Source organism: Sinorhizobium fredii USDA 257 (genome assembly GCF_000265205.3).
Classification (GTDB): domain Bacteria; phylum Pseudomonadota; class Alphaproteobacteria; order Rhizobiales; family Rhizobiaceae; genus Sinorhizobium; species Sinorhizobium fredii_B.
In genome coordinates this window covers 1,286,913-1,305,712 of sequence record NC_018000.1, presented here as the reverse complement: position 1 = coordinate 1,305,712, position 18,800 = coordinate 1,286,913, and the positions used below count along the sequence as shown (strand labels likewise).

Sequence of the window (18,800 nt, the reverse complement as noted above, 5' to 3'; positions counted from 1 at the left end):
AGATGCTGCGTTCGCCGGGCATTATGGCGCGCATGCTTTCCGCTCTCCGTCGCGCCGTCGGCAAGCTTGCCGAAGAGCCGCTCGGTCTTGTCGGTTTCGCAACTATCGGCTTGCTCCTGGTGGTGGCCGCCTTCGCGCCGCTGATCGCCCCCTATGATCCAACCGCCCAAGCGCTGTCGAACGCGCTGCAGCCGCCGAGCCTCGCGCATCTCGCAGGAACCGACGAGTTCGGGCGCGACATCTTTAGCCGTCTTCTCTACGGCTCCCGCATCACTATCCAGACGATCTTCTTCGTCTCGATCATTGTCGGGCCGATCGGGCTGGTCATCGGCATCGTCTCCGGCTTCTTCGGCGGGCGGACCGACGCGATTCTGATGCGCGCCACCGATATCGTGCTGTCCTTCCCGTCGCTGATCCTGGCACTTGCCTTCGCAGCGGCGCTCGGTGCCAGCCTTTCGACGGCGATCATCGCGATATCGCTCACCGCCTGGCCGCCGATCGCCCGTCTTGCCCGAGCCGAGGCGCTGGTGGTCCGCAACGCCGATTACGTCGCGGCCGCGCGTCTCTATGGAGCGAGCCCGCTCAGGATCCTCTTCGTTTACATCGCTCCGATGTGCGTGCCCTCCGTCATCGTGCGCCTCACGCTCAACATGGCCGGCATCATCCTGACGGCGGCGTCGCTCGGCTTCCTCGGCCTTGGAGCCCAGCCACCGGCGCCGGAATGGGGTGCCATGATCTCGAGCGGCCGCAAGTTCATGCTCGATTTCTGGTGGGTGGCGGTGATGCCGGGCATTGCCATCCTGCTGACGAGCCTCGCCTTCAACGTCGTTGGAGATACGCTCCGCGACATCATGGACCCACGCCATGCCCGATCGTGACGCTTCGCCGATCCTTTCCATCCGCGACCTGAACGTTCGCTTCGGCCGAGACGCGATTGCAGCCGTCACCGATGTCAGCTTCGACGTTGGTCGCGAGCGCGTCGGCATCGTCGGCGAATCCGGCTCCGGCAAGTCGACGACCGGCCGGGCAATCATGCGGCTCCTGCCGCCCAAGGCCGGGGTGACCGCCGGGAAGATGGCCTTCTGCGGCGAGGAGATCCTCCGCAAGACGGAGCGGCAGATGGACCGGCTGCGCGGGCAGGACATGGCGCTGATCATGCAGGATCCGCGCTATTCGCTGAACCCTGTGGTGCCGATCGGCAAGCAGATCGCCGAGTCGGCCCGGCTGCATCTCGGTCTCAAGGGCAAGGCCGCGCTCAAGGCGGCGCGCGACATGCTGATCCGGGTGCGGATCGGCGATCCCGACCGGGTGATGCGGCAATATCCGCACCAGATCTCGGGCGGCATGGGCCAACGCGTCATGATCGCGATGATGCTGATCGCGCGGCCGAAACTCGTTATCGCCGACGAACCGACCTCCGCACTGGACGTCAGCGTGCGCAAGGACGTCCTCCTTCTGCTCGACGAACTGGTGCGCGAGAACAATTCCGGCCTTATCCTCATCAGCCACGACATCCGGATGGTCGCGAGCTTCTGCGACAGGATCATCGTCATGTATCGCGGCCGGATCGTCGAGGAACTGACCAGCCTGGACAAGGCGCAGCATCCTTACACCCAGGCCCTCATCGCGGCCATGCCGGACGCGCGGCATCCCGTGCGGCGGCTCGCCATTATGGACCGCCAGGCGCTCGACAGCATCGGGGAGAAGATAGCGTGATCAGGGTCGAGAAGCTCGATGTCGCCTTCGGCCACGGCGAGAACCGCCATCACGTCGTGAGGGAGGTCAGTCTTTCGGTGGCGCGGGGCGAGACCCTCGGCATCGTCGGGGAGTCCGGCTGCGGCAAGTCCACGCTCCTGCGTTCCCTGGCCGGGCTTGAACGCGGCTGGACAGGGCGCATCTGGTTCGAAGGGCGCGAAGTCGAAAAGGTCCGCGGACGCGAAGAGCTCAAACTGGCGCAGATGGTGTTTCAGGACCCTTACGGTTCGCTCCATCCGCGCCACCGCATCGGCATGGCGCTTGCCGAGCCCTTGAAGGCGATGGGATATCGCGACGATCGGCAGAGGGTGCTGCAGGCCTTGCGGCAGGTGGGTCTACCGGCCGACTTCGCCAATCGTTTCCCGCACGAGCTCTCCGGCGGCCAGCGGCAGCGCGTGGCGATCGCCCGAGCCCTGATCCTCTCCCCGCCGATCCTGCTGCTCGACGAGCCAACCTCCGCGCTCGACGTTTCGATCCAGGCCGAAGTCCTCAACCTGTTGGCGGACCAGCGCGAGGAGCGGAGCCTGACATTCGTGCTGGTCAGTCACGATCTCGCCGTCGTTGCCCACATGTGCGATCGGGTGCTTGTGATGAAGGACGGGATATTCGTTGACGAACTGACGAAGAACGACCTGCAGCACGGCGTCGCCCATGACAGCTATGCGCGCGAACTGTTCGACGCAAGCTTCCTACCGGGGCTCATGCAGCGGGAACAAGGCTTCTGACTCTGCTGATGAGCTCGCTGCCGTCGAATGGCTTGGTCAGGCGCGGCAGGGAGCGAAAGCGCTCCGGCAGATCCGACACGGCATAGCCGGTCAAAAGCAGGACTGGTACCCGGCGTTCGAGCAGCTCGTCGACGAGCGGGTAGACCAACTCGCCGCGCAGGTTGAGGTCCAGTGTCGCCACGTCAAACCTCTCGGCGCGCGAGGCAGCGATCGATGTGCTGAGGCTGGTGAACGGGCCGACCACCAAATATCCGGCGGCAATCAGATCGTCCTCGATTTGCAGTGCCACCAGAAATTCGTCTTCGACGACGAAGACCCGACATGGCTGCGTGGCTGTCATGGGAAGGGTTCGCGAGGGTAGGGGACATCGATCATGCAGACCAGGCCTTGCGGCGCGAATTCGAGTTGGACTTCGCCGCCAAGGTCGGAGGCCAGCACGCGTTCCAGCAGCAGGCGGCCAAAACCGTTGCGTTTCGGGGCGACGACGACCGGGCCGCCCGATTCGCTCCAGCGGATTTTGAGCCGATCGGATTCCCGGTCCGCCGACCATTCTATGCGGACGCTGCCAGCCTTCGCGGAAAGCGCACCATGCTTCGCGGCGTTGGTGGCTAGTTCGTGGGCCGCCATGCCGAGGGTCAGGGCGTATTTCGGCGGCAGCATCGTTTGCGGGCCCGAGAGCATCACGTTGTTCTTGCCGTCATCATGATAGGGAGCCAACTCGTCGAAAAGCACGGTTTCCAACGAGACGCCTGACCAGCTTGCTTCGGCGAGACGCGTATGCGTTTGCGCCAGGGCCCTGATGCGGGCATCGAACGACCGATGCGCGTCATGCACATCCGGATTGGTGGAGAAGGACTGGCGCGCGATCGAGCTTACGATTGCAAGTGTGTTCTTGACGCGATGGCTGAGCTCGGCGACCAGGAGGTTGCGCTGCGACTCGGCTTCCTTGCGCTCGGTGATATCCATGCAGACGCCGGCCAGCTTGCTTGGCTTCGCGGCACCGTGAGGCGAAAACTGCCCGAACGCCTCCATCCAGCGGATCTTTCTGTCAGGGAGCCTGATCCGGTAGACGACATGATAATCCTGGCGGGACTCCATCGCCCTGGCGATCTCCAGTTCGACGAGGCAAAGGTCATCGGGATGTATGTCCCGTTTGAAATCGTCAAGCGTACCACCGAAAGTTCCCGGTTCGAGATGATGAAGCGCCTCGAGGCCCGGCGACCATACGACCTTGCCGGTGCCAATGTTCCATTCCCAAGCCCCCATCCGGCCGGCGCCGAGGGCGATTTGCAGCCGGCGTTCGCTCTCCTGCAGCGCTTCTTCGGCCTGCTTGCGCTCGGTAATGTCCACCGATGCCGCCACCGCGCCGATCACGTCGCCGGCGGCGTCCCGCAGCGGCGTCGCATTCCCGAACAGGTGACGCGACGTCCCGTCTTCGAAGCGGACTTCTTCCTCGAAGTTCGGCACGACCTCGCCGCGCGCCGCACGCTGCACCGGGAGCTCGTCGGGCGATAGCATCTTTCCCATGGAGAAGACACGGAAGCTGTCGGGGCGCTCGCCGGGCGCGGCCGACAGCGACAGGTTCGTGTCGGGTCGCTGCCGAAGGAGCTCATAGGCGGCTCGGTTGCCGCTGATGACACGGCAATCGGGCGTCCGTGAGATCCAGATGGAGGCCGGCACGGCCTCCATGATTGCCATCAATTCGGCGGCGCGTGCCCGTTCGTTTGCCTCGTTGCGCCGCAACTGCTGCTCCGCAAGACAACGCGCCTCGTCGGCTCGCATACGTTGAATGCTGAAGCCGAGCTGCCGGGCGATCGTCAATGCCAGGTCGATCTCGTTGTCGGTGAAAGCATGCGGCAGATCATAATAGGTCATGAACTTGCCGATGAGCCTGCCTTCTGCGACGAGTGGGATGAAGCCGAGTGCTGCGATACCTTCCGCCTCGATGGTCGGCCTAAGGGCGGTCAGGGCCTCAGCTTGTGCAACGTCTTGGAGGAAGATGGGCTCCGGGTCCCGCTCCTCGCACGTCCAGGGAGAGTGCCCGTCAACGGCGTTCCGATACTCAGCCGAAAGACCGCGCCAGGCGACGAAGTGCATCTTTGCGGAGCTTTCGAAAAGCAGAATGGAGGCCCGGTGGCAGCAGAGCGCGCCCTGAATGGCATCCAGCGCCGCCTCGTAGACCTCTGAGATGTCCTGGGCCCGGTGCAGCCTCTCGGTGAGGCGGTAGAGCGCCGCCTGTTCGCGCAAACGCGCCGCCAGCGTCTCGCTGGCTTGCCGTTGTTCGGTGATATCGCGGGCGATCTTGGACGCGCCGACAATCCGCCCCAGAGCGTCTCGGACCGGCGAGACTGTCAGCGAAATATCGACGAGACTGCCGTCTTTGCGGCGGCGCGTCGTCTGGTAGTGATCGATGCGCTCGCCGCAGCGGATGCGCCTGAGGATGTTGGGCTCCTCGTTCTCATAACCCGGCGGCATGAGAATGGTGATCGACTTGCCCACGACTTCGTCGGCCGTATATCCGAACAGCCGTTCGGCACCCTTGTTCCAACTCGTAATGATGCCGTTCAAATCCTTGGCGACGATGGCGTCGTCCGAGGATTCGACAATTGCGGCCAGATAGCGGGAGTCCTTTTCTGCGCTCTTGTGGTCGGTGATGTCGACGAGGAGATTGACCGCGCCGGTAAGTTCACCAGACTCGTCGAAGATCGGTGTCGGATGCGGGAGGAGCAACGCGGTCGACCCGTCGGGGCGAACCGCCACCAGTTCCTCTCCCCGGATGGGCTGTCGCCCTTTCAGCGCCATTGCCATCGGGCATTCGTCGTGCGGCAGCGGTGTGCCATCGGGCCGGCGAAGCTTCCAGCTAACGCACCAGCGGTCTTGGCCGAGTTCCGGCTCGCGCCCCGCGAGACTGACTGCGGCTGGGTTGCAATAGGTGACGAAGCCGTCCGCATCCGTCGTGTAGACGGCCACGGCCAGTGCATCGAGTGCTGCACGAAAATCCGATGACCGCAAGATACTAAGATCGCCCAAAGCGATTTTGGGCAGCGTCTCCGCACTGCACATAGTTCCCTCCGCGCGCCGCATAACGCCAGACAACGCCGCTGATCGGAGCATTGTTCCAAAACGCCCTAAAAGACGTAGGGGTGTGGAGCCCCACCGCTGGTGGTAGGTTCGCCGCGGAGGGTATGGCCCTTGGGCCTTGCGGAGGAGGAGTCCAATCAAACCTGGAGAGATGCGATGAGCAGAACTGTGCTGAATGCCGTGGGCAAGCCGCTCTATTACAGCGGAAGCTCGACGGCCTGGTTTTCCGCAACCGGATCGGGGCCTACGCTCTATGGGACCGCCGGCAATGATTCCATGTGGGGCGACAGTTCCGTCAATGTCACCATGATCGGCGGCAAGGGTGACGACATCTACTATCTCTATTCTGGGATCAATCGGGCCTCTGAGGCGGCAGGCGAGGGTGTCGATACGATAAATACGTGGATGAGCTACACGCTTCCGCAGAATTTCGAGAACCTGACCGTCACCGGCAGCGGCCGGTTTGCCTTCGGCAATGACACGGACAACATCATTAAGGGCGGCTCGGGAACCCAGACGCTCGATGGCGGCGGCGGCAACGATGTGCTGATCGGCGCAGGTGGCGCCGACACCTTCGTGTTCGCGCGCGGCAATGGCACGGACCTTATTACCGATTTCAACTTCGACGACACCGTTCGTCTGGACGGCTATGGGTTTACCTCCTTCCAGCAGATTCTGGCCAATGCGAGCCAGGAGGGGTCGAATTTGCGCCTCGCTTTGGCAGACGGCGAGAGCCTGGTGTTCGCCAACACCACTGCCGATCAGTTGCAGGCGCACCAGTTTCGGCTGAGCCTCGATCGCTCCGCGCTGACGCAGACTTTCTCGGACGAGTTCAACACGCTTCAGCTGCGTAGCGGCGATAGCGGCGTCTGGGATCCAAAGTTCTGGTGGGCGCCGGAGAAGGGAAGCACGCTTTCCGGAAACGGCGAACTGCAATGGTATATCAATCCGACCTACCAGCCGACCGCTTCCGCCAACCCGTTTTCCGTCAGCAATGGCGTTCTGACGATCAAGGCCGCGCCGGCGTCCGAAGCCATCCAAGCCCAAATTAATGGCTATGATTACACGTCCGGATTGCTCACGACCCATTCGTCCTTTGCCCAGACCTACGGCTATTTCGAAGTCCGCGCCGACATGCCGGACGACCAGGGCGTATGGCCGGCCTTCTGGCTTCTGCCCGCCGATGGCTCCTGGCCACCGGAACTGGACGTCGTCGAGATGCGCGGGCAGGATCCGAATACCATCATCGCCACCGTGCATTCCAACGAGACCGGCTCGCAGACCAGCATCGCGAGCGCAGTGAAGGTGCCTGACACCAGCGGCTTCCACAAATACGGCGTGCTTTGGACCGAGGACGAGATTGTCTGGTACTTCGACGATGCGGCGATTGCCCGTGCCGACACACCCTCGGACATGCACGACCCGATGTACATGCTCGTCAACCTGGCGGTCGGGGGTATCGCCGGCACGCCGAGTGACGGGCTCGTCGACGGGTCTCAGATGAAGATCGACTATATCAAGGCCTATCAGCTGGACGCCGACTGGCAGATCTGAGCGGGCTTAGGGAGGCCGACGTCACGCCGCCGGCCTCCCTCTTAAGCTCTATTTCTGGATGCAGGTGTCCACCGTGTCCTTGGTGCATTCGTCGAGACCGGTAAAGACCGGATCCTCGACCGGTTTCCCGGCGATCAGGTCCATCATCACCGATGGCGCCTTGTAGCCCATCTCGAAGGGACGCTGCCCGACGAGGGCGGTCACCAGACCCTCTTTGGCGATTGCCACCTCGTCGCCGATCGTATCGGCAGCACCGATCACGAATTCATTCTTGGCGATCTGGTCGGCCATCGGCTTGAACAGGTCGCGGTAAGGCTGTGGCGCGCCGAATAGCGGCCACCCGCCCATGATGCCAAAGGCATCGAGGTCGGGATTGGCGGCAAGAATGTCGGTCATTGCCTGCACGCCCTTGGCGCCGTCGTCATTGGTGAAGACCGGGCAGCCGGCAACTTCCGTCCAGCCGCCTTCGCCCTTGAGCTCCGTCAGCCCCTTTTGACCCGTCAGCGCGTCGCGCATGCCCTGGGCGCGGCGCAGGATATTGTCGGCGCCGGGATTGCCTTCGATGGTGCAGATCTTGCCGCCATTCGGCTTGCCCTTCTTGATGTACTCGCCGATGCGGTACCCCATCAGGTAATTGTCCGTACCGAGATAGGTCTTGCGCAGCGCCGAATCTTCGGCTGCGAGATCCGCATCGAGCGTCATGACCGGGACTGTCGGATTCGCGGTCTTGAGTGTCTGGGCGATGAGCTTGGCGTTTGAGGGCGAGATGGCGATCGCCGCCGTATCCGCCTTGCCCAGCATGTCCTGGACGATCTGCGCCTCACCGGCCTCGTCGGATGTAGAGGCAGGGCCGGTGTAGAAGCATTCGTATTCCGAATCCGGGTTTTCCTTGTTCCACTTCTGGCAGCCCTGGTTGATCGCCTCGAAGAACGGGTTATCGAGGCCTTTCACGACAATGACAAGCTGCTTCTTCTGGGCCAGAGCGGTTCCGGCGCTGAACGCCAGGACGGCTGCGGCTAGCAATAATGCCTTCCTCATGCTTTCCTCCCTTGCAACGCACGGACACCCCGTGTCCGCGACACCAATCAGCCCGGATACCAGACGATGCGCGGATTCTCCTCCGAGCGCTCGTATTGCCAGGCCGAATCTATAAGCTTCTCGAGATCGTAGCCGGGTTGCCAGCCCAGCAGATATTTGGCCTTGCTGTTGTCCATCCAGTTGGAATGGAAGCGGCTCGGAATGTTGACGGAGCCAAGACCGCGCGTGCGGGCGAGGTAGGCGGCGACGTCGCCATAATCGACCGGTCGATCCATCGAGATGTTGAAGAGTTGCCGAACCGCCCGGGGATGATCGATCGCCGCCAGTATCGCCGAGACAAGATCGTCGACATGGACGAAGTTGCGCTTTAGCGGTCGCCCGTCGGCGTCGAGCAGCAACGGCACCGTGCCGTCCATCGCATAGCGTCTCGCGTCGGCTTCCGGAACGAGGTCCTTCCAGACCGGGCCGCCGAACACATCGTCGCCGAAGGACAGAGAAAACCTGAGATCATCCTTCTCCATGATCCATGGCGCCCGCAGGCAGCAGCCGTTGAGGCCGTACTGAATGCCATACTGCTCCAGCATCACCTCTTCGAGGACCTTTGACAGGGCGTAGCAGCCCGGATAGGCCCGATGCGGCGTCGCCTCGGTGACAGGCCCGTCGTGCCGATAGTGGAAATGGCCGACGCCGGCGTCGCCGCCGATGAGGATGAACTGGCGGGCGGTCTCGCTGGCGCGGAATTCCTCGAGCAGCCAGAACAACCCCTTGACCGTTACGTCCATGACGCTGTCTGGAGTTTCCTTGCAGGTGGCGAGATGGACGACATGCGTTACCCCGGCGAGCGCCCGGGCGGCGACGTCGCGCTCGGCGATCGTTCCGCGGACCACTTCGACACGGTCTGTTTCGGCACGCAGGCGGTTGTGGCAAAGCGCACGGATGCGCGCCTTGGGAAAACGAGGATCGTCAAGCAGCCCAGCGATGAGATGCTGTCCGACCTTGCCCGTTGCCCCGGTGACAAGGATCAGCATGCTCTCCTCCTGCTGATAGGTAATATCCGCGCGCTTCGCGCGTCAACGAATATTTGTAATACAATATGCGTTCGCGCGCATATACGTCTTTATTTGTAGGACGATTGACGCTGTTCCGCGCATTTGCGTAAATGGAATCGCATTAACCTGGGGGAGGAGACCCGGGCACGGCGGTATTCAGGTATCGGGAGGCTAGCGTGGCGGTTCTCGAGCTCGCCAATATTTCCAAGCATTTTGGCGCCATCCAGGCGGTCAACGACGTTTCGTTTGCGCTTCAGGCCGGCGAGGTCGTCGGCCTCATGGGCGACAATGGCGCCGGCAAGTCCACTCTCGTCAAGATGATCGCCGGCAACTATCGACCGAGCCACGGGACCATGCGTCTGAACGGTGCCGAACTTGTCATGCATCGCCCCATCGAAGCGCGCCAGCATGGCATCGAGATTGTCTACCAGGACCTGGCGCTCTGCAACAATCTGACTGCGGCGGCGAACGTATTTCTCGGACGTGAATTGCGCCGCGGAGTCGGTCCGTTGCGCGTTCTCGACTACAAGTCGATGTACCGGCGCGCCGGTGAGATCTTCATGGAGCTGAAGTCGGAGACCCGCCCACGCGATCTGGTCAAGCAGATGTCCGGCGGTCAGCGGCAGGCGGTGGCGATCGCCCGCACCATGCTCTCGGAAGCGAAGATCGTGCTGATGGACGAACCCACTGCGGCAATCTCCGTCCGCCAGGTGGCCGAAGTGCTGAATCTGATCCGCCATTTGCGCGACCGTGGCATCGCGGTGGTGCTGATCAGTCACCGCATGCCGGACGTCTTCGACGTTGCCGATCGTGTCATCGTGATGCGGCGCGGCCGAAAGGTTGCCGACAAGGCGATTGCGGCAAGTTCACCGGAAGAGGTCACCGGTCTGATCACCGGCGCGATCGAACAGGTATAATCAAGACAGCGCGGGGAAAGCGAAGGTCGGTCATGGCAATTACCTTGGATCGGGCGATCGGGCAGAGACAGCAGAGCTGGGTCACCTCGGTTCTGTCCAGTCAGACGTTCTGGGTGCTGATCGCCGTCATTCTGGCCTGCCTCTTCCTGTCCGTCGCGACGGACACTTTCGCGACGCCGAAGAACCTCTACAACATCACCCGCAACTTCACCTTCGTGGCGATCATTGCCCTCGGGATGACGCTGGTGATCATCACCGGCGGCATCGACCTGTCGGTCGGCTCGGTCCTGTGTCTCTGTAGCATGGTACTCGCGGTGGTCATGAATGCCGGCTACAGCATCGAGGTCGGCATTGCCGCTTCGATCGGCACGGCCCTCCTCATCGGTGGTTTCAACGGTGTCATGATCGCCTATCTTGGTTTTCCACCCTTCGTCATCACGCTCGGCATGCTGTCGATCGCCCGAAGCCTCGCAATGGTCGCCTCCAACAACACCGTCGTCTTCCAGTTCGGCCCGGATCACGACACGCTCCTGGCGCTCGGCGGCGGTGCCTGGTTCTTCGGGATCGCCAATCCGGTGATCTACATGATTGTGCTTGCGCTTCTCACCGGCTTCGTTCTGCGCTGGACGAAGTTCGGCCGCTACGTCTTTGCGATCGGCGGCAACGAGCACGCCGCGACGCTGACCGGCGTTCCGGTCCGCCGGATCAAGGTTACCGTCTACATGATTTCGGCGCTTTCGGCGGGCGTTGCCGGCATCATCCAGACCGGCTGGCTCGGCGCCGTCACCACCAATATCGGCGCCGGTATGGAGCTTCAGGTCATCGCCGCGGCGGTCATCGGCGGCGCCAACCTGGCGGGTGGGCTCGGCACCGCTTCCGGCGCCTTGATCGGCGCGGCGCTGATCGAGGTGATCCGCAACAGTCTCGGCCTGCTCGGCATCAACGCCTTCTGGCAGGGGACCTTCATCGGCGGCGCGACGGTGCTCGCCGTACTGTTCGATCGCATCCGCAGTTTCCGTCAGAGCGAATAGCGGCTCTACGGATGGCGGAGCCACATCAGCCCTTGGCGAGAATGCGCTGCATCTCCTCCATCGCGGCGTCGACCTGCGGATCGCGCCCGTCCGCATAGGGCAGGCTGAAGGGCACGGTGATGTCCGGTTCGACGCCGCGACCTTCCAGGCGCAGACCATCGTCGATGACCGCATCCGAGACCGCCACTTCCAGGAGGCTGTCATCGGGAAGAAGAAAGGCCCGGCCGGCGAGCAGGGCGCCGGCCGTACGTGAGCCGACAAGCGGTATGCCATTCACCTTCAGGGCATGAGCGAAGAGTTCGAGGCCGCTTCTCGATCCTTCATCGATGATCGCCACCACCGGCCGGCGCCAGCGCACGGTGCCAAGCATGTCCTTGCCGTCCCGCGAGATCAGCCGGAATGTCGGCACCCCGCCGACGAAAAGGTCTGCCGCGTCCGGCGGGCCGCCGCCCCAGCGCCCGCGCAGGTCGACGACGACGCCATCGGCGTCCTTGAGGCGGCCGCTGGCGAGCTCGCGGGCGACGATGTCCAGACCGTCGCGGGTGGAGAGGGTCCAGAGGCGGAGATAGCCGATGCGCCGCCCCTCCGGTCCGGTGACTGCGATGCTGCTCTCGATCGCCTTCTCGAAGGTGCGCAGCGGCTGCAGCCGCTCGACGGCGACCGTGACGGTGATTGGCGGTGCCTCCCGATGCCGGCGCAGCCGGACGTCGACGGTGCGCCCGACCTTGTCCCGGAAAGATGCGATCTCGCGGTAAGGCAGGCCGTCTACCGAGAGGATCTCGTCGCCCACCCGGATACCTGCCCGGTCGGCAGGCGCCCCATCATAGACATCGCTGGCGAAATGCAGCCCGTCTTCGTGCCGGGTGACCATGCCGATCCCGGCATAACGAACCTCGCCGTCCGGCGGGAACAGCCGTTTGATATCGCTGCGGATGGCGAAGCGGAATATGTCGGCCAGTTCGTAATAGTCGATCGTGTCGGAGGTGAAGCGGCCGGTATGCGACACGCCGAGGCTGGCGAGCACGCTCTCGACCGCCGCGTCGACACGATCCTCCGGGCTCTTGGCTGTCAGCGACCCGCGGTCATCCTCCATTTGCTTGCGGACCGCGGCGCTGAAACGATCGAGCGCGGATGCGTCATAGAAATTATCGACGACGAGCTCGACGGCGCGATCAAACACCGCATGGCCGGAACGAGGCATATCCAGAGCGAAGCCCTCGGCCGGTGCGAGGAAGAGCAGGAGCGCGAAGGGCAGGGGGCCGAACGTCTTCACTTCTCGAAACCATGTTTCCGTTTCCGGCCAAGAGTACCCGCAAAGCCGCCCCCGGATCGAGGCTCCCTTCAACAACATTCCGTGAAGGGGTCATCCAGGGCGTTCTGGGACCTCTTCTCGGAACAACCATGGCGCGATGAGGTTTCGGGTTCGCAGCAGAGATTTGAACTAGAGGATTGAAGTCATGGTCCTTTACCTGACAGCGTTCGCGTCGCTCCTTCTCTCCGCTTTGAGTTTGGGTCCTTCCTTCGCTCACGTCCTCGAAGCGCCGCCGCGGCTCACCGTATGGTCACCGGAACTCTGGCGGGAGGCGACGGTCTTCAATGGCCAGTTCGCCCTGTTCGCGAAAGTCGGCGCACCGCTCGACGTCGGATCCATTCTGATCGCCTTCTTGTTGACCTATCTTCTCGCAAATGAGAGGCCGGCATTCTGGTTCGCACTGGGCGGCGCGGTTCTGCTCGCCGCCGGCCTGGCCGCGTGGTTCACGATCGTCGCGCCGGCCAATGCGATACTGGCGACTTGGAAACCCGGTCCCATTCCGCCGGATTTCGCCGCCGTACGGCTCCGCTGGGAGGCCGGCCACATGACGGTGGCCGCCGCGAAGTTGATCGGTTTTGTCTTTATATGCGTAGCCTTCCTGGCGCCTCGCCTACCTGCGGGGACCAACTAGCCTACAGCGTGGCATTCTTGGATTGCTGCGTATTTTTGTCCTTAAATCGGCTACGATTTGAGGAAACATGCAGTAGCGCGTTGCGGATTGCTCAGGTGCGGCTTTCGGGCTTGGGTCGCCGCAAGTGGCCGAAGCGGAACCTGCCGTCCGCGGCCGCGCGCACCATCATCATTTCCCCAATGGTTTCATGCGTCATCAGTCCGACAAGACGGTCCATGCTGTCTACGACCGCGACTGCGGGCGAACTCGCCTCCTGCATGAGCCGCAGGCTTTCCTCCAGGCGCTTGCGGTAGTGAATCCTTGGCACGTCACGGCGCATCACCTGGACGACCGGCGTTGCCGCACCCTTCTCCTTCAAGGTCCGGATCATATCGTTTCGCGTGAGCAGGCCCTCGAAATGGCCGAAGGCATCGACGACGGGGAACTCGCGCTGCGTCGTCGCGAGCAGGGCTTCGATGGCCTCGTCGATACTTGCAGTCCGATCGAGCGTCGCGAATTCGGTAATCATCACGTCGCTCACGAGAACGCTGCCGGAGACCTCGCGGATTTGGGCATTCTGCGCTTCAGCAGTCGCTGCCAGATAGACGAAGATTGCGATGAAGATCAGCAGCGGATTGTAGAACAGGCCGACGAAACCGAAGACGAAGGCGAGACCTTGGCCGATCATGGCAGCGATCTGCGTGGCGCGCGACCAGCTCAAGCGCGAGGCAAGCGCGGCACGCAGGACGCGGCCGCCATCCATGGGGAAGGCCGGGATCATGTTGAAAAGCACCAGAAAGATATTCACTCCGGCGAGCCGCGACAGAAAGCTCATATGCGGGTCCTCGATGCCGGCAAGCTGCTCCATTCCGACGGAGGTCCTGAGGAAGAGAATGATGACGCCGGCGATCGCCACGTTGACCAGCGGTCCGGCGATCGCAATCACGAACTCCGCCCCCGGCTCCTCCGGCATGCGTTCAAGCCGGGCGACGCCGCCGATCGGAAGCAAAGTAATATCCGGCGTCTTGATGCCGAATTGGCGCGCCGCGGCGATATGGCCGAATTCGTGCAGAATGACGCAGGCGAAGACGGCCAGGACGAATGCGATGCCTTCTAGCGCGGCGGCCGTGCCGCCCGCTCTATAGTGCATCACCCATATCCAGACGAGGAGCAGCGCGAAGGTCACGTGCACGCGAAGTGCCGTCCCGGCGATCGTTCCAATCCTGAAGGACCAACCCATGTGCGAAACGCTCCTGCCGTGCCTGCCCTCCAGTTCCGGCGCTTCATAGCGCCGTCGGCAAATTATGCCGAGATCGACTGTACGCCGCCAGCGGCTGCTTTCACATCGCCTCGATTGACGAAGTGCGACGCGGCCAGCGCACACGAGGATATCTGGACAATCAATTGCCAGCGGGATCGTTCCGCAGCGGCTCGCGAAACTCGCCTATCGCGGTTTTTATATCACAAATAACGATATAAAACAAAATAGTTGAAATGAAAAATCATACAGGATAGCTTCGCAGAAAATCGAATTCAATGAACGAGGAAACCCATGCGAGCGAAAGCGACCGTCAACCGCGAATACACCATCTCGACCATCGACAAGCGCGTCTACGGTTCCTTCCTCGAGCATATGGGCCGGGCCGTCTACACCGGTGTCTACGAACCCGGACACGAGAAGTCGGATGAGCAGGGCTTTCGGTCGGATGTTCTGGGGCTGGTTCGCGATCTCGACATGCCGATCGTGCGCTATCCGGGCGGTAACTTCGTCTCCGCCTATCGCTGGGAGGATGGCATCGGTCCGAAAGCCGAACGTCCCGTGCGCCTCGACCTCGCCTGGCGGACGCGTGAGACCAACCAGGTCGGCGTCAACGAGTTTGCCGATTGGGCGAAGCTGGCGGGCACTGAAATGATGCTCGCCATGAATCTCGGTTCGCGGGGCCTGGATGACGCGCGCAACTTCCTCGAATACTGCAACCATCCGGGCGGCACCTTCTGGAGCGACCTGCGCGCCAAGCACGGCTACAAGGACCCGCACAACGTCCGCATCTGGTGCCTCGGCAACGAAATGGACGGTCCTTGGCAAGTGGGGCACAAGAGCGCCGCGGAATATGGCCATCTCGCCAACGAGGTGAGCAAGGCCTTCAAATATTTCGACAAGACCCTCGAGACCGTGGTCTGCGGCTCATCGAACGACAAGATGAAGACCTACCCGGAATGGGAGGCGACAGTTCTCGACGCCAGCTACGACAGCGTCGACTACATCTCCTTGCACAAATACTTCGGCAACGAGGAGCAGGACACCCTCAACTACTACGCCAAGGCGATCGACCTCGACCGCTACATCGTCACGATCGGCGGCGTCATCGATTACATCAAGGCCAAGAAGCGCTCGAAACGCGATGTGAAGATCTGCTTCGACGAGTGGAATGTCTGGTATCACAATCGCAAGGAGGATGGTGAAAGGATCGCCAGCTGGGATTGGCCAGAGGCGCCGCCGCTGCTCGAGGAGCTCTACAATCTCGAGGATGCGATCTTCGTGGGCTCATTGCTCAACGTCTTCATTCGCCGCTCCGACCGCGTCAAGATCGCCTGCATGGCGCAGCTCGTCAACGTCATCGCACCGATCATGACAAAGGCCGGCGGGCCGGCCTGGCGGCAGTCGATCTACTATCCGCTGCAATATGCCTCGAAATACGGCCGCGGTACGGCGCTCAACGTATCGACCTCGGGTCCCACTTACGACTGCGATGTGGCGCAGGACGTGCCGTTCCTGGATCTTTCCGCAGTGCTGCAGGACGATGGGAAGTCGATCGCGGTCTTTGCCGTCAATCGCAGCCTCGACGAGCCGCTTGGCATCACGCTCGATCTTCAAGGCTTCAAGCAGGCCAGGATTCTTGAGCATCACATGCTTGAGGGAGACGACCTCAAGGCGAGCAATTCGGTCGGCGATCAGAACCGGATCGTGCCCAAACCGGGGAGGGAGCTTGCGGTCGACGAGGCCGGCTCCCTCGTCGGATCGCTGCCGCCGAGATCCTATCATTTCGTTCTGTTGTCCATCGCTTCGGCATGAGCCGGCTTTGGCCCGGGTCGGTTGGAGGAACTGCCCTGGACCTGACGTAACCATCGGGGAGGTTCAATGTCCGGAATCAAATTGACCGGCGTCTGCAAGTCGTTCGGCGCCGTGAAAGTGATCCATGATGTCGACATCGAGATAGAGCAGGGCGAGTTCGCCGTTTTCGTCGGCCCGTCCGGCTGCGGGAAATCGACGCTCTTGCGCATGATCGCCGGGCTAGAGGAGACGACTGGCGGACAGATCAGGATCGAGGCCGAGGATGTCACCCGAAGGGAGGCGTCGAAGCGTGGCGTCGCCATGGTCTTCCAGTCCTATGCGCTCTACCCGCATCTCTCCGTCTTCGACAACATGGCCTTCAGTCTCTCGATTGCCCGGCGTCCCAAGGCGGAGATCGAGGCGAAAGTCAGGGCTGCGGCGGATATCCTCAGGCTTCAAGATTATCTGAGCCACAAGCCGAACCAGCTTTCCGGCGGACAGCGCCAGCGTGTGGCGATCGGCCGGGCGATCGTCCGCGAGCCGCGCGTCTTCCTGTTTGACGAGCCGCTGTCCAATCTCGATGCAGAGCTCCGGGTGAAGATGCGCATGGAAATCGCCCGCCTGCATCGCCAGATCGGCGCAACGATGATCTACGTCACCCATGACCAGGTCGAGGCGATGACGCTCGCAGACAAGATCGTCGTCCTGAAGGCGGGCATTGTCCAGCAGGTCGGCGCGCCGCTCGAACTCTATCGCAATCCCGACAACATGTTCGTCGCGGGCTTCATCGGTTCCCCGGCCATGAACTTCCTGAAGGCGCGGGTCACGTCTGCAGCGGCCGGCCAGCTGACGGTCGAGCTTGAGGATGCTCCCGGCGTTCCCTTCGACGTTCCGGCGCGAGCCGGTGTTCCCCTGGGCGAGGGAATATTCCTGGGCGTAAGACCGGAACATATCGCGCTTGGTGACAGGGAGGGAGGCGTCCCTCTCAAGGCGACGGCGGAGTTCATCGAGGAACTGGGTGGAATCGGCTACCTGCATGCGCTGACGGCGACGGGCGCGGAGATGACCGTTGAATGCCGCGGCGAAGAGCGGCCGCATCCCAAGCAGGCGATCCGCCTGAGCCTCGCCCCCAAGGAGATGTTCGCCTTCAGCCAGCGGGGTGAACGCCTGCGTTGATATCCGAAAATCAGATACACAGCGAACACGCGCGGCACCAATAGTGCGGCGTGTCGTTCGGACAGGAGGAGTCCGGGCGATGAGCAATGCGGCATGAGCCGCCAGACTTCAATGCGGCGTGAGCCGCCAGACTGGGCATGAAAAGGAGGAGAGAGACGTGAAAAAGCTACTGAGACTTGCCGTTGCGAGTGCCCTGGCGATCCTGCCTTCCGCAGCCGCCTATGCGCAGACCGATATCACCTGGTGGGATTTCTTGAGCGGCGGCGACGGTGTTCGCATGAAGGCGCTGATCAAGGAGTTCAACGACACCCATCCCGACATCAAGATCAAGGCGACGACGCTCGAATGGGGCGTTCCGTTCTACAGCAAGATCCAGACCTCGGCGGCCGTCGGCCAGCAGCCGGACGTCATGACCTATCACCTGTCGCGCTTTCCGTTGGCGATCCCGTCGGGAATCCTGCGGCCTCTCGCGCCGGAGGAGCTCACCGCGGCGGGCATCAAGAAGGAGAACTATGTCGAGGCGAGCTGGGAGTCGGCGACGGCCGACGGCAAGGTCTACGGCATTCCCTTCGACGTTCATTCCATCGTTCTCTACTACAACAAGACAATCCTGAAAGAGGCCGGCCTGCTGGGCGAGGACGGGCTGCCGAAGGGGCTCGAGGGTCTGGAGAATTTCAACGCCGCGCTCGAAAACATCAAGGCGACCGGCAAGGTCCAATATCCGCTTTCGCTGCACACGGACGAGGGCGGTTCGATGTGGCGGGTGTTCTACACCTTGCTTTCCCAGCAGGGCGGCAAATTCATCGAAGGCGACGAGATCCTGCCGGGCGATGCCGGGGTGAAGGCCTTGACGACGATGGCCAATTGGGTGTCGTCGGGATATTCGCCGCAGCTGATTTCCTACGAGGCCTCGATCGCGCTCTTCACCTCGGGCAAGGCGGCGATGCACATCAACGGCGTCTGGGAAGTGCCGACGATGGTGGACCTCGCCAAGACCGGCAATCTCGGCTTCGAATGGGGCGCCGTGCAAATTCCGGTACTGATGGGGCAACAGGCGACCTGGGCGGACTCGCATGCCTTTGCCGTGCCGAACAGCGAAGCTAGGCCGATTGCGCCGGAAAAACTCAAGGCCGTGCTCGAGATCGTCGCCTGGATGAACGAGCATAGCCTCGCCTGGGCAGGCGCCGGACATATCCCGGCCTACAAGCCGGTGACCGAAAGCGCCGAGTTCAAGGCGATGCAACCGAATGCAACCTATGCCAAGCTCGCCGACACCGCTGTCTTCGACCCCGTTTCGCCGCTCGCCGGCGTCGGTGGGCCGATCTACGAGGCAACGCAGAACTTCATCGTGCCCGCCCTGAACGGCCAGCTCGACCCGCAGGATGCCATCGAGCAGCTGCGCGAGGAACTGAAGAGTCAGATGTAGGGCCGATGGTGCGCGAGACCGATCGGGCGAGCCCCGGTCGGTCTTGCCGGCGGCAGTGGAGGACGGTTGCGGTG

The 18,800-nt window shown here is 62.5% G+C and carries 16 protein-coding genes; 10 read left to right on the top strand and 6 right to left on the bottom strand.

The genetic code is table 11. The features are described from left to right. The first annotated feature begins 2 nt into the window (after positions 1-2). Genes USDA257_RS05995 through USDA257_RS05985 form a run of 3 tightly spaced genes read left to right on the top strand, consistent with a single transcriptional unit; the run spans position 3 to position 2,480 of the window. A complete protein-coding gene (locus USDA257_RS05995) occupies positions 3-878 on the top strand; it encodes an ABC transporter permease (RefSeq protein WP_370057309.1) in 876 nt (291 codons plus the stop codon). Next, entirely contained in the window at positions 865-1,716 is an 852-nt protein-coding gene (locus USDA257_RS05990; protein ID WP_014762009.1) for an ABC transporter ATP-binding protein, read from the top strand. The genes USDA257_RS05995 and USDA257_RS05990 overlap by 14 nt, the downstream gene beginning before the upstream one ends. Continuing rightward, a complete protein-coding gene (locus USDA257_RS05985) occupies positions 1,713-2,480 on the top strand; it encodes an ABC transporter ATP-binding protein (RefSeq protein ID WP_014762008.1) in 768 nt (255 codons plus the stop codon). Before USDA257_RS05990 ends, USDA257_RS05985 begins: the two co-directional genes overlap by 4 nt. Here USDA257_RS05985 and USDA257_RS05980 read toward each other — a convergent pair. Both USDA257_RS05980 and USDA257_RS05975 read right to left on the bottom strand, forming a co-directional pair. Further along, positions 2,455-2,820, bottom strand: a complete 366-nt coding sequence (locus USDA257_RS05980; protein WP_014762007.1) for a response regulator — start codon at positions 2,818-2,820, stop codon at positions 2,455-2,457. The two genes, USDA257_RS05985 and USDA257_RS05980, sit on opposite strands and share 26 nt — an antisense overlap. Beyond that, positions 2,817-5,543, bottom strand: coding sequence for a PAS domain S-box protein (locus USDA257_RS05975; RefSeq protein ID WP_014762006.1), 2,727 nt, complete (start codon positions 5,541-5,543; stop codon positions 2,817-2,819). The genes USDA257_RS05980 and USDA257_RS05975 overlap by 4 nt, the downstream gene beginning before the upstream one ends. A 174-nt stretch (positions 5,544-5,717) precedes the next feature. Here USDA257_RS05975 and USDA257_RS05970 point away from each other — a divergent pair, with 174 nt between their 5' ends. Beyond that, on the top strand, positions 5,718-7,115 hold the full coding sequence (locus USDA257_RS05970; protein ID WP_014762005.1) for a family 16 glycosylhydrolase: 1,398 nt from the start codon (positions 5,718-5,720) through the stop codon (positions 7,113-7,115). Positions 7,116-7,163: 48 nt separating this feature from the next. On the opposite strand, the gene USDA257_RS05965 is transcribed toward USDA257_RS05970, so the two are convergent. Together USDA257_RS05965 and USDA257_RS05960 are read right to left on the bottom strand one after the other, a co-directional pair. Next, the gene (locus USDA257_RS05965; RefSeq protein ID WP_014762004.1) at positions 7,164-8,153 is read right to left on the bottom strand and encodes a sugar-binding protein; all 990 of its coding nucleotides are present in this window, start codon (positions 8,151-8,153) and stop codon (positions 7,164-7,166) included. Between the two features lie 47 nt (positions 8,154-8,200). Beyond that, on the bottom strand, positions 8,201-9,181 hold the full coding sequence (locus USDA257_RS05960) for an NAD-dependent epimerase/dehydratase family protein (RefSeq protein ID WP_014762003.1): 981 nt from the start codon (positions 9,179-9,181) through the stop codon (positions 8,201-8,203). A 197-nt stretch (positions 9,182-9,378) separates the two neighbouring features. Here USDA257_RS05960 and USDA257_RS05955 point away from each other — a divergent pair, with 197 nt between their 5' ends. Then, a complete protein-coding gene (locus USDA257_RS05955) occupies positions 9,379-10,119 on the top strand; it encodes an ATP-binding cassette domain-containing protein (protein ID WP_014762002.1) in 741 nt (246 codons plus the stop codon). Positions 10,120-10,151: 32 nt separating this feature from the next. Then, the gene (locus USDA257_RS05950; protein WP_014762001.1) at positions 10,152-11,150 is read left to right on the top strand and encodes an ABC transporter permease; all 999 of its coding nucleotides are present in this window, start codon (positions 10,152-10,154) and stop codon (positions 11,148-11,150) included. A 25-nt stretch (positions 11,151-11,175) separates the two neighbouring features. On the opposite strand, the gene USDA257_RS05945 is transcribed toward USDA257_RS05950, so the two are convergent. Then, the gene (locus USDA257_RS05945) at positions 11,176-12,351 is read right to left on the bottom strand and encodes a S41 family peptidase (protein ID WP_223843443.1); all 1,176 of its coding nucleotides are present in this window, start codon (positions 12,349-12,351) and stop codon (positions 11,176-11,178) included. Positions 12,352-12,607: 256 nt separating this feature from the next. Between USDA257_RS05945 and USDA257_RS05940 the strand changes: the two genes are divergently transcribed. Next, a complete protein-coding gene (locus tag USDA257_RS05940; protein WP_014761999.1) occupies positions 12,608-13,093 on the top strand; it encodes a hypothetical protein in 486 nt (161 codons plus the stop codon). A 91-nt stretch (positions 13,094-13,184) separates the two neighbouring features. On the opposite strand, the gene USDA257_RS05935 is transcribed toward USDA257_RS05940, so the two are convergent. Continuing rightward, positions 13,185-14,312 carry a site-2 protease family protein gene (locus tag USDA257_RS05935; protein WP_014761998.1) on the bottom strand — a complete coding sequence of 376 codons (1,128 nt, stop codon included), beginning with the start codon at positions 14,310-14,312 and terminating at the stop codon, positions 13,185-13,187. Between the two features lie 312 nt (positions 14,313-14,624). On the opposite strand from USDA257_RS05935, the gene arfA reads away from it, so the two are divergent. From arfA to USDA257_RS05920, 3 genes are all read left to right on the top strand, one after another. Beyond that, the gene (arfA, locus tag USDA257_RS05930; RefSeq protein ID WP_014761997.1) at positions 14,625-16,145 is read left to right on the top strand and encodes an arabinosylfuranosidase ArfA; all 1,521 of its coding nucleotides are present in this window, start codon (positions 14,625-14,627) and stop codon (positions 16,143-16,145) included. A 66-nt stretch (positions 16,146-16,211) separates the two neighbouring features. Continuing rightward, on the top strand, positions 16,212-17,300 hold the full coding sequence (locus tag USDA257_RS05925; RefSeq protein WP_014761996.1) for an ABC transporter ATP-binding protein: 1,089 nt from the start codon (positions 16,212-16,214) through the stop codon (positions 17,298-17,300). A gap of 157 nt (positions 17,301-17,457) precedes the next feature. Next, positions 17,458-18,726, top strand: a complete 1,269-nt coding sequence (locus tag USDA257_RS05920) for an ABC transporter substrate-binding protein (RefSeq protein WP_014761995.1) — start codon at positions 17,458-17,460, stop codon at positions 18,724-18,726. The last annotated feature ends 74 nt before the right edge of the window (positions 18,727-18,800 follow it).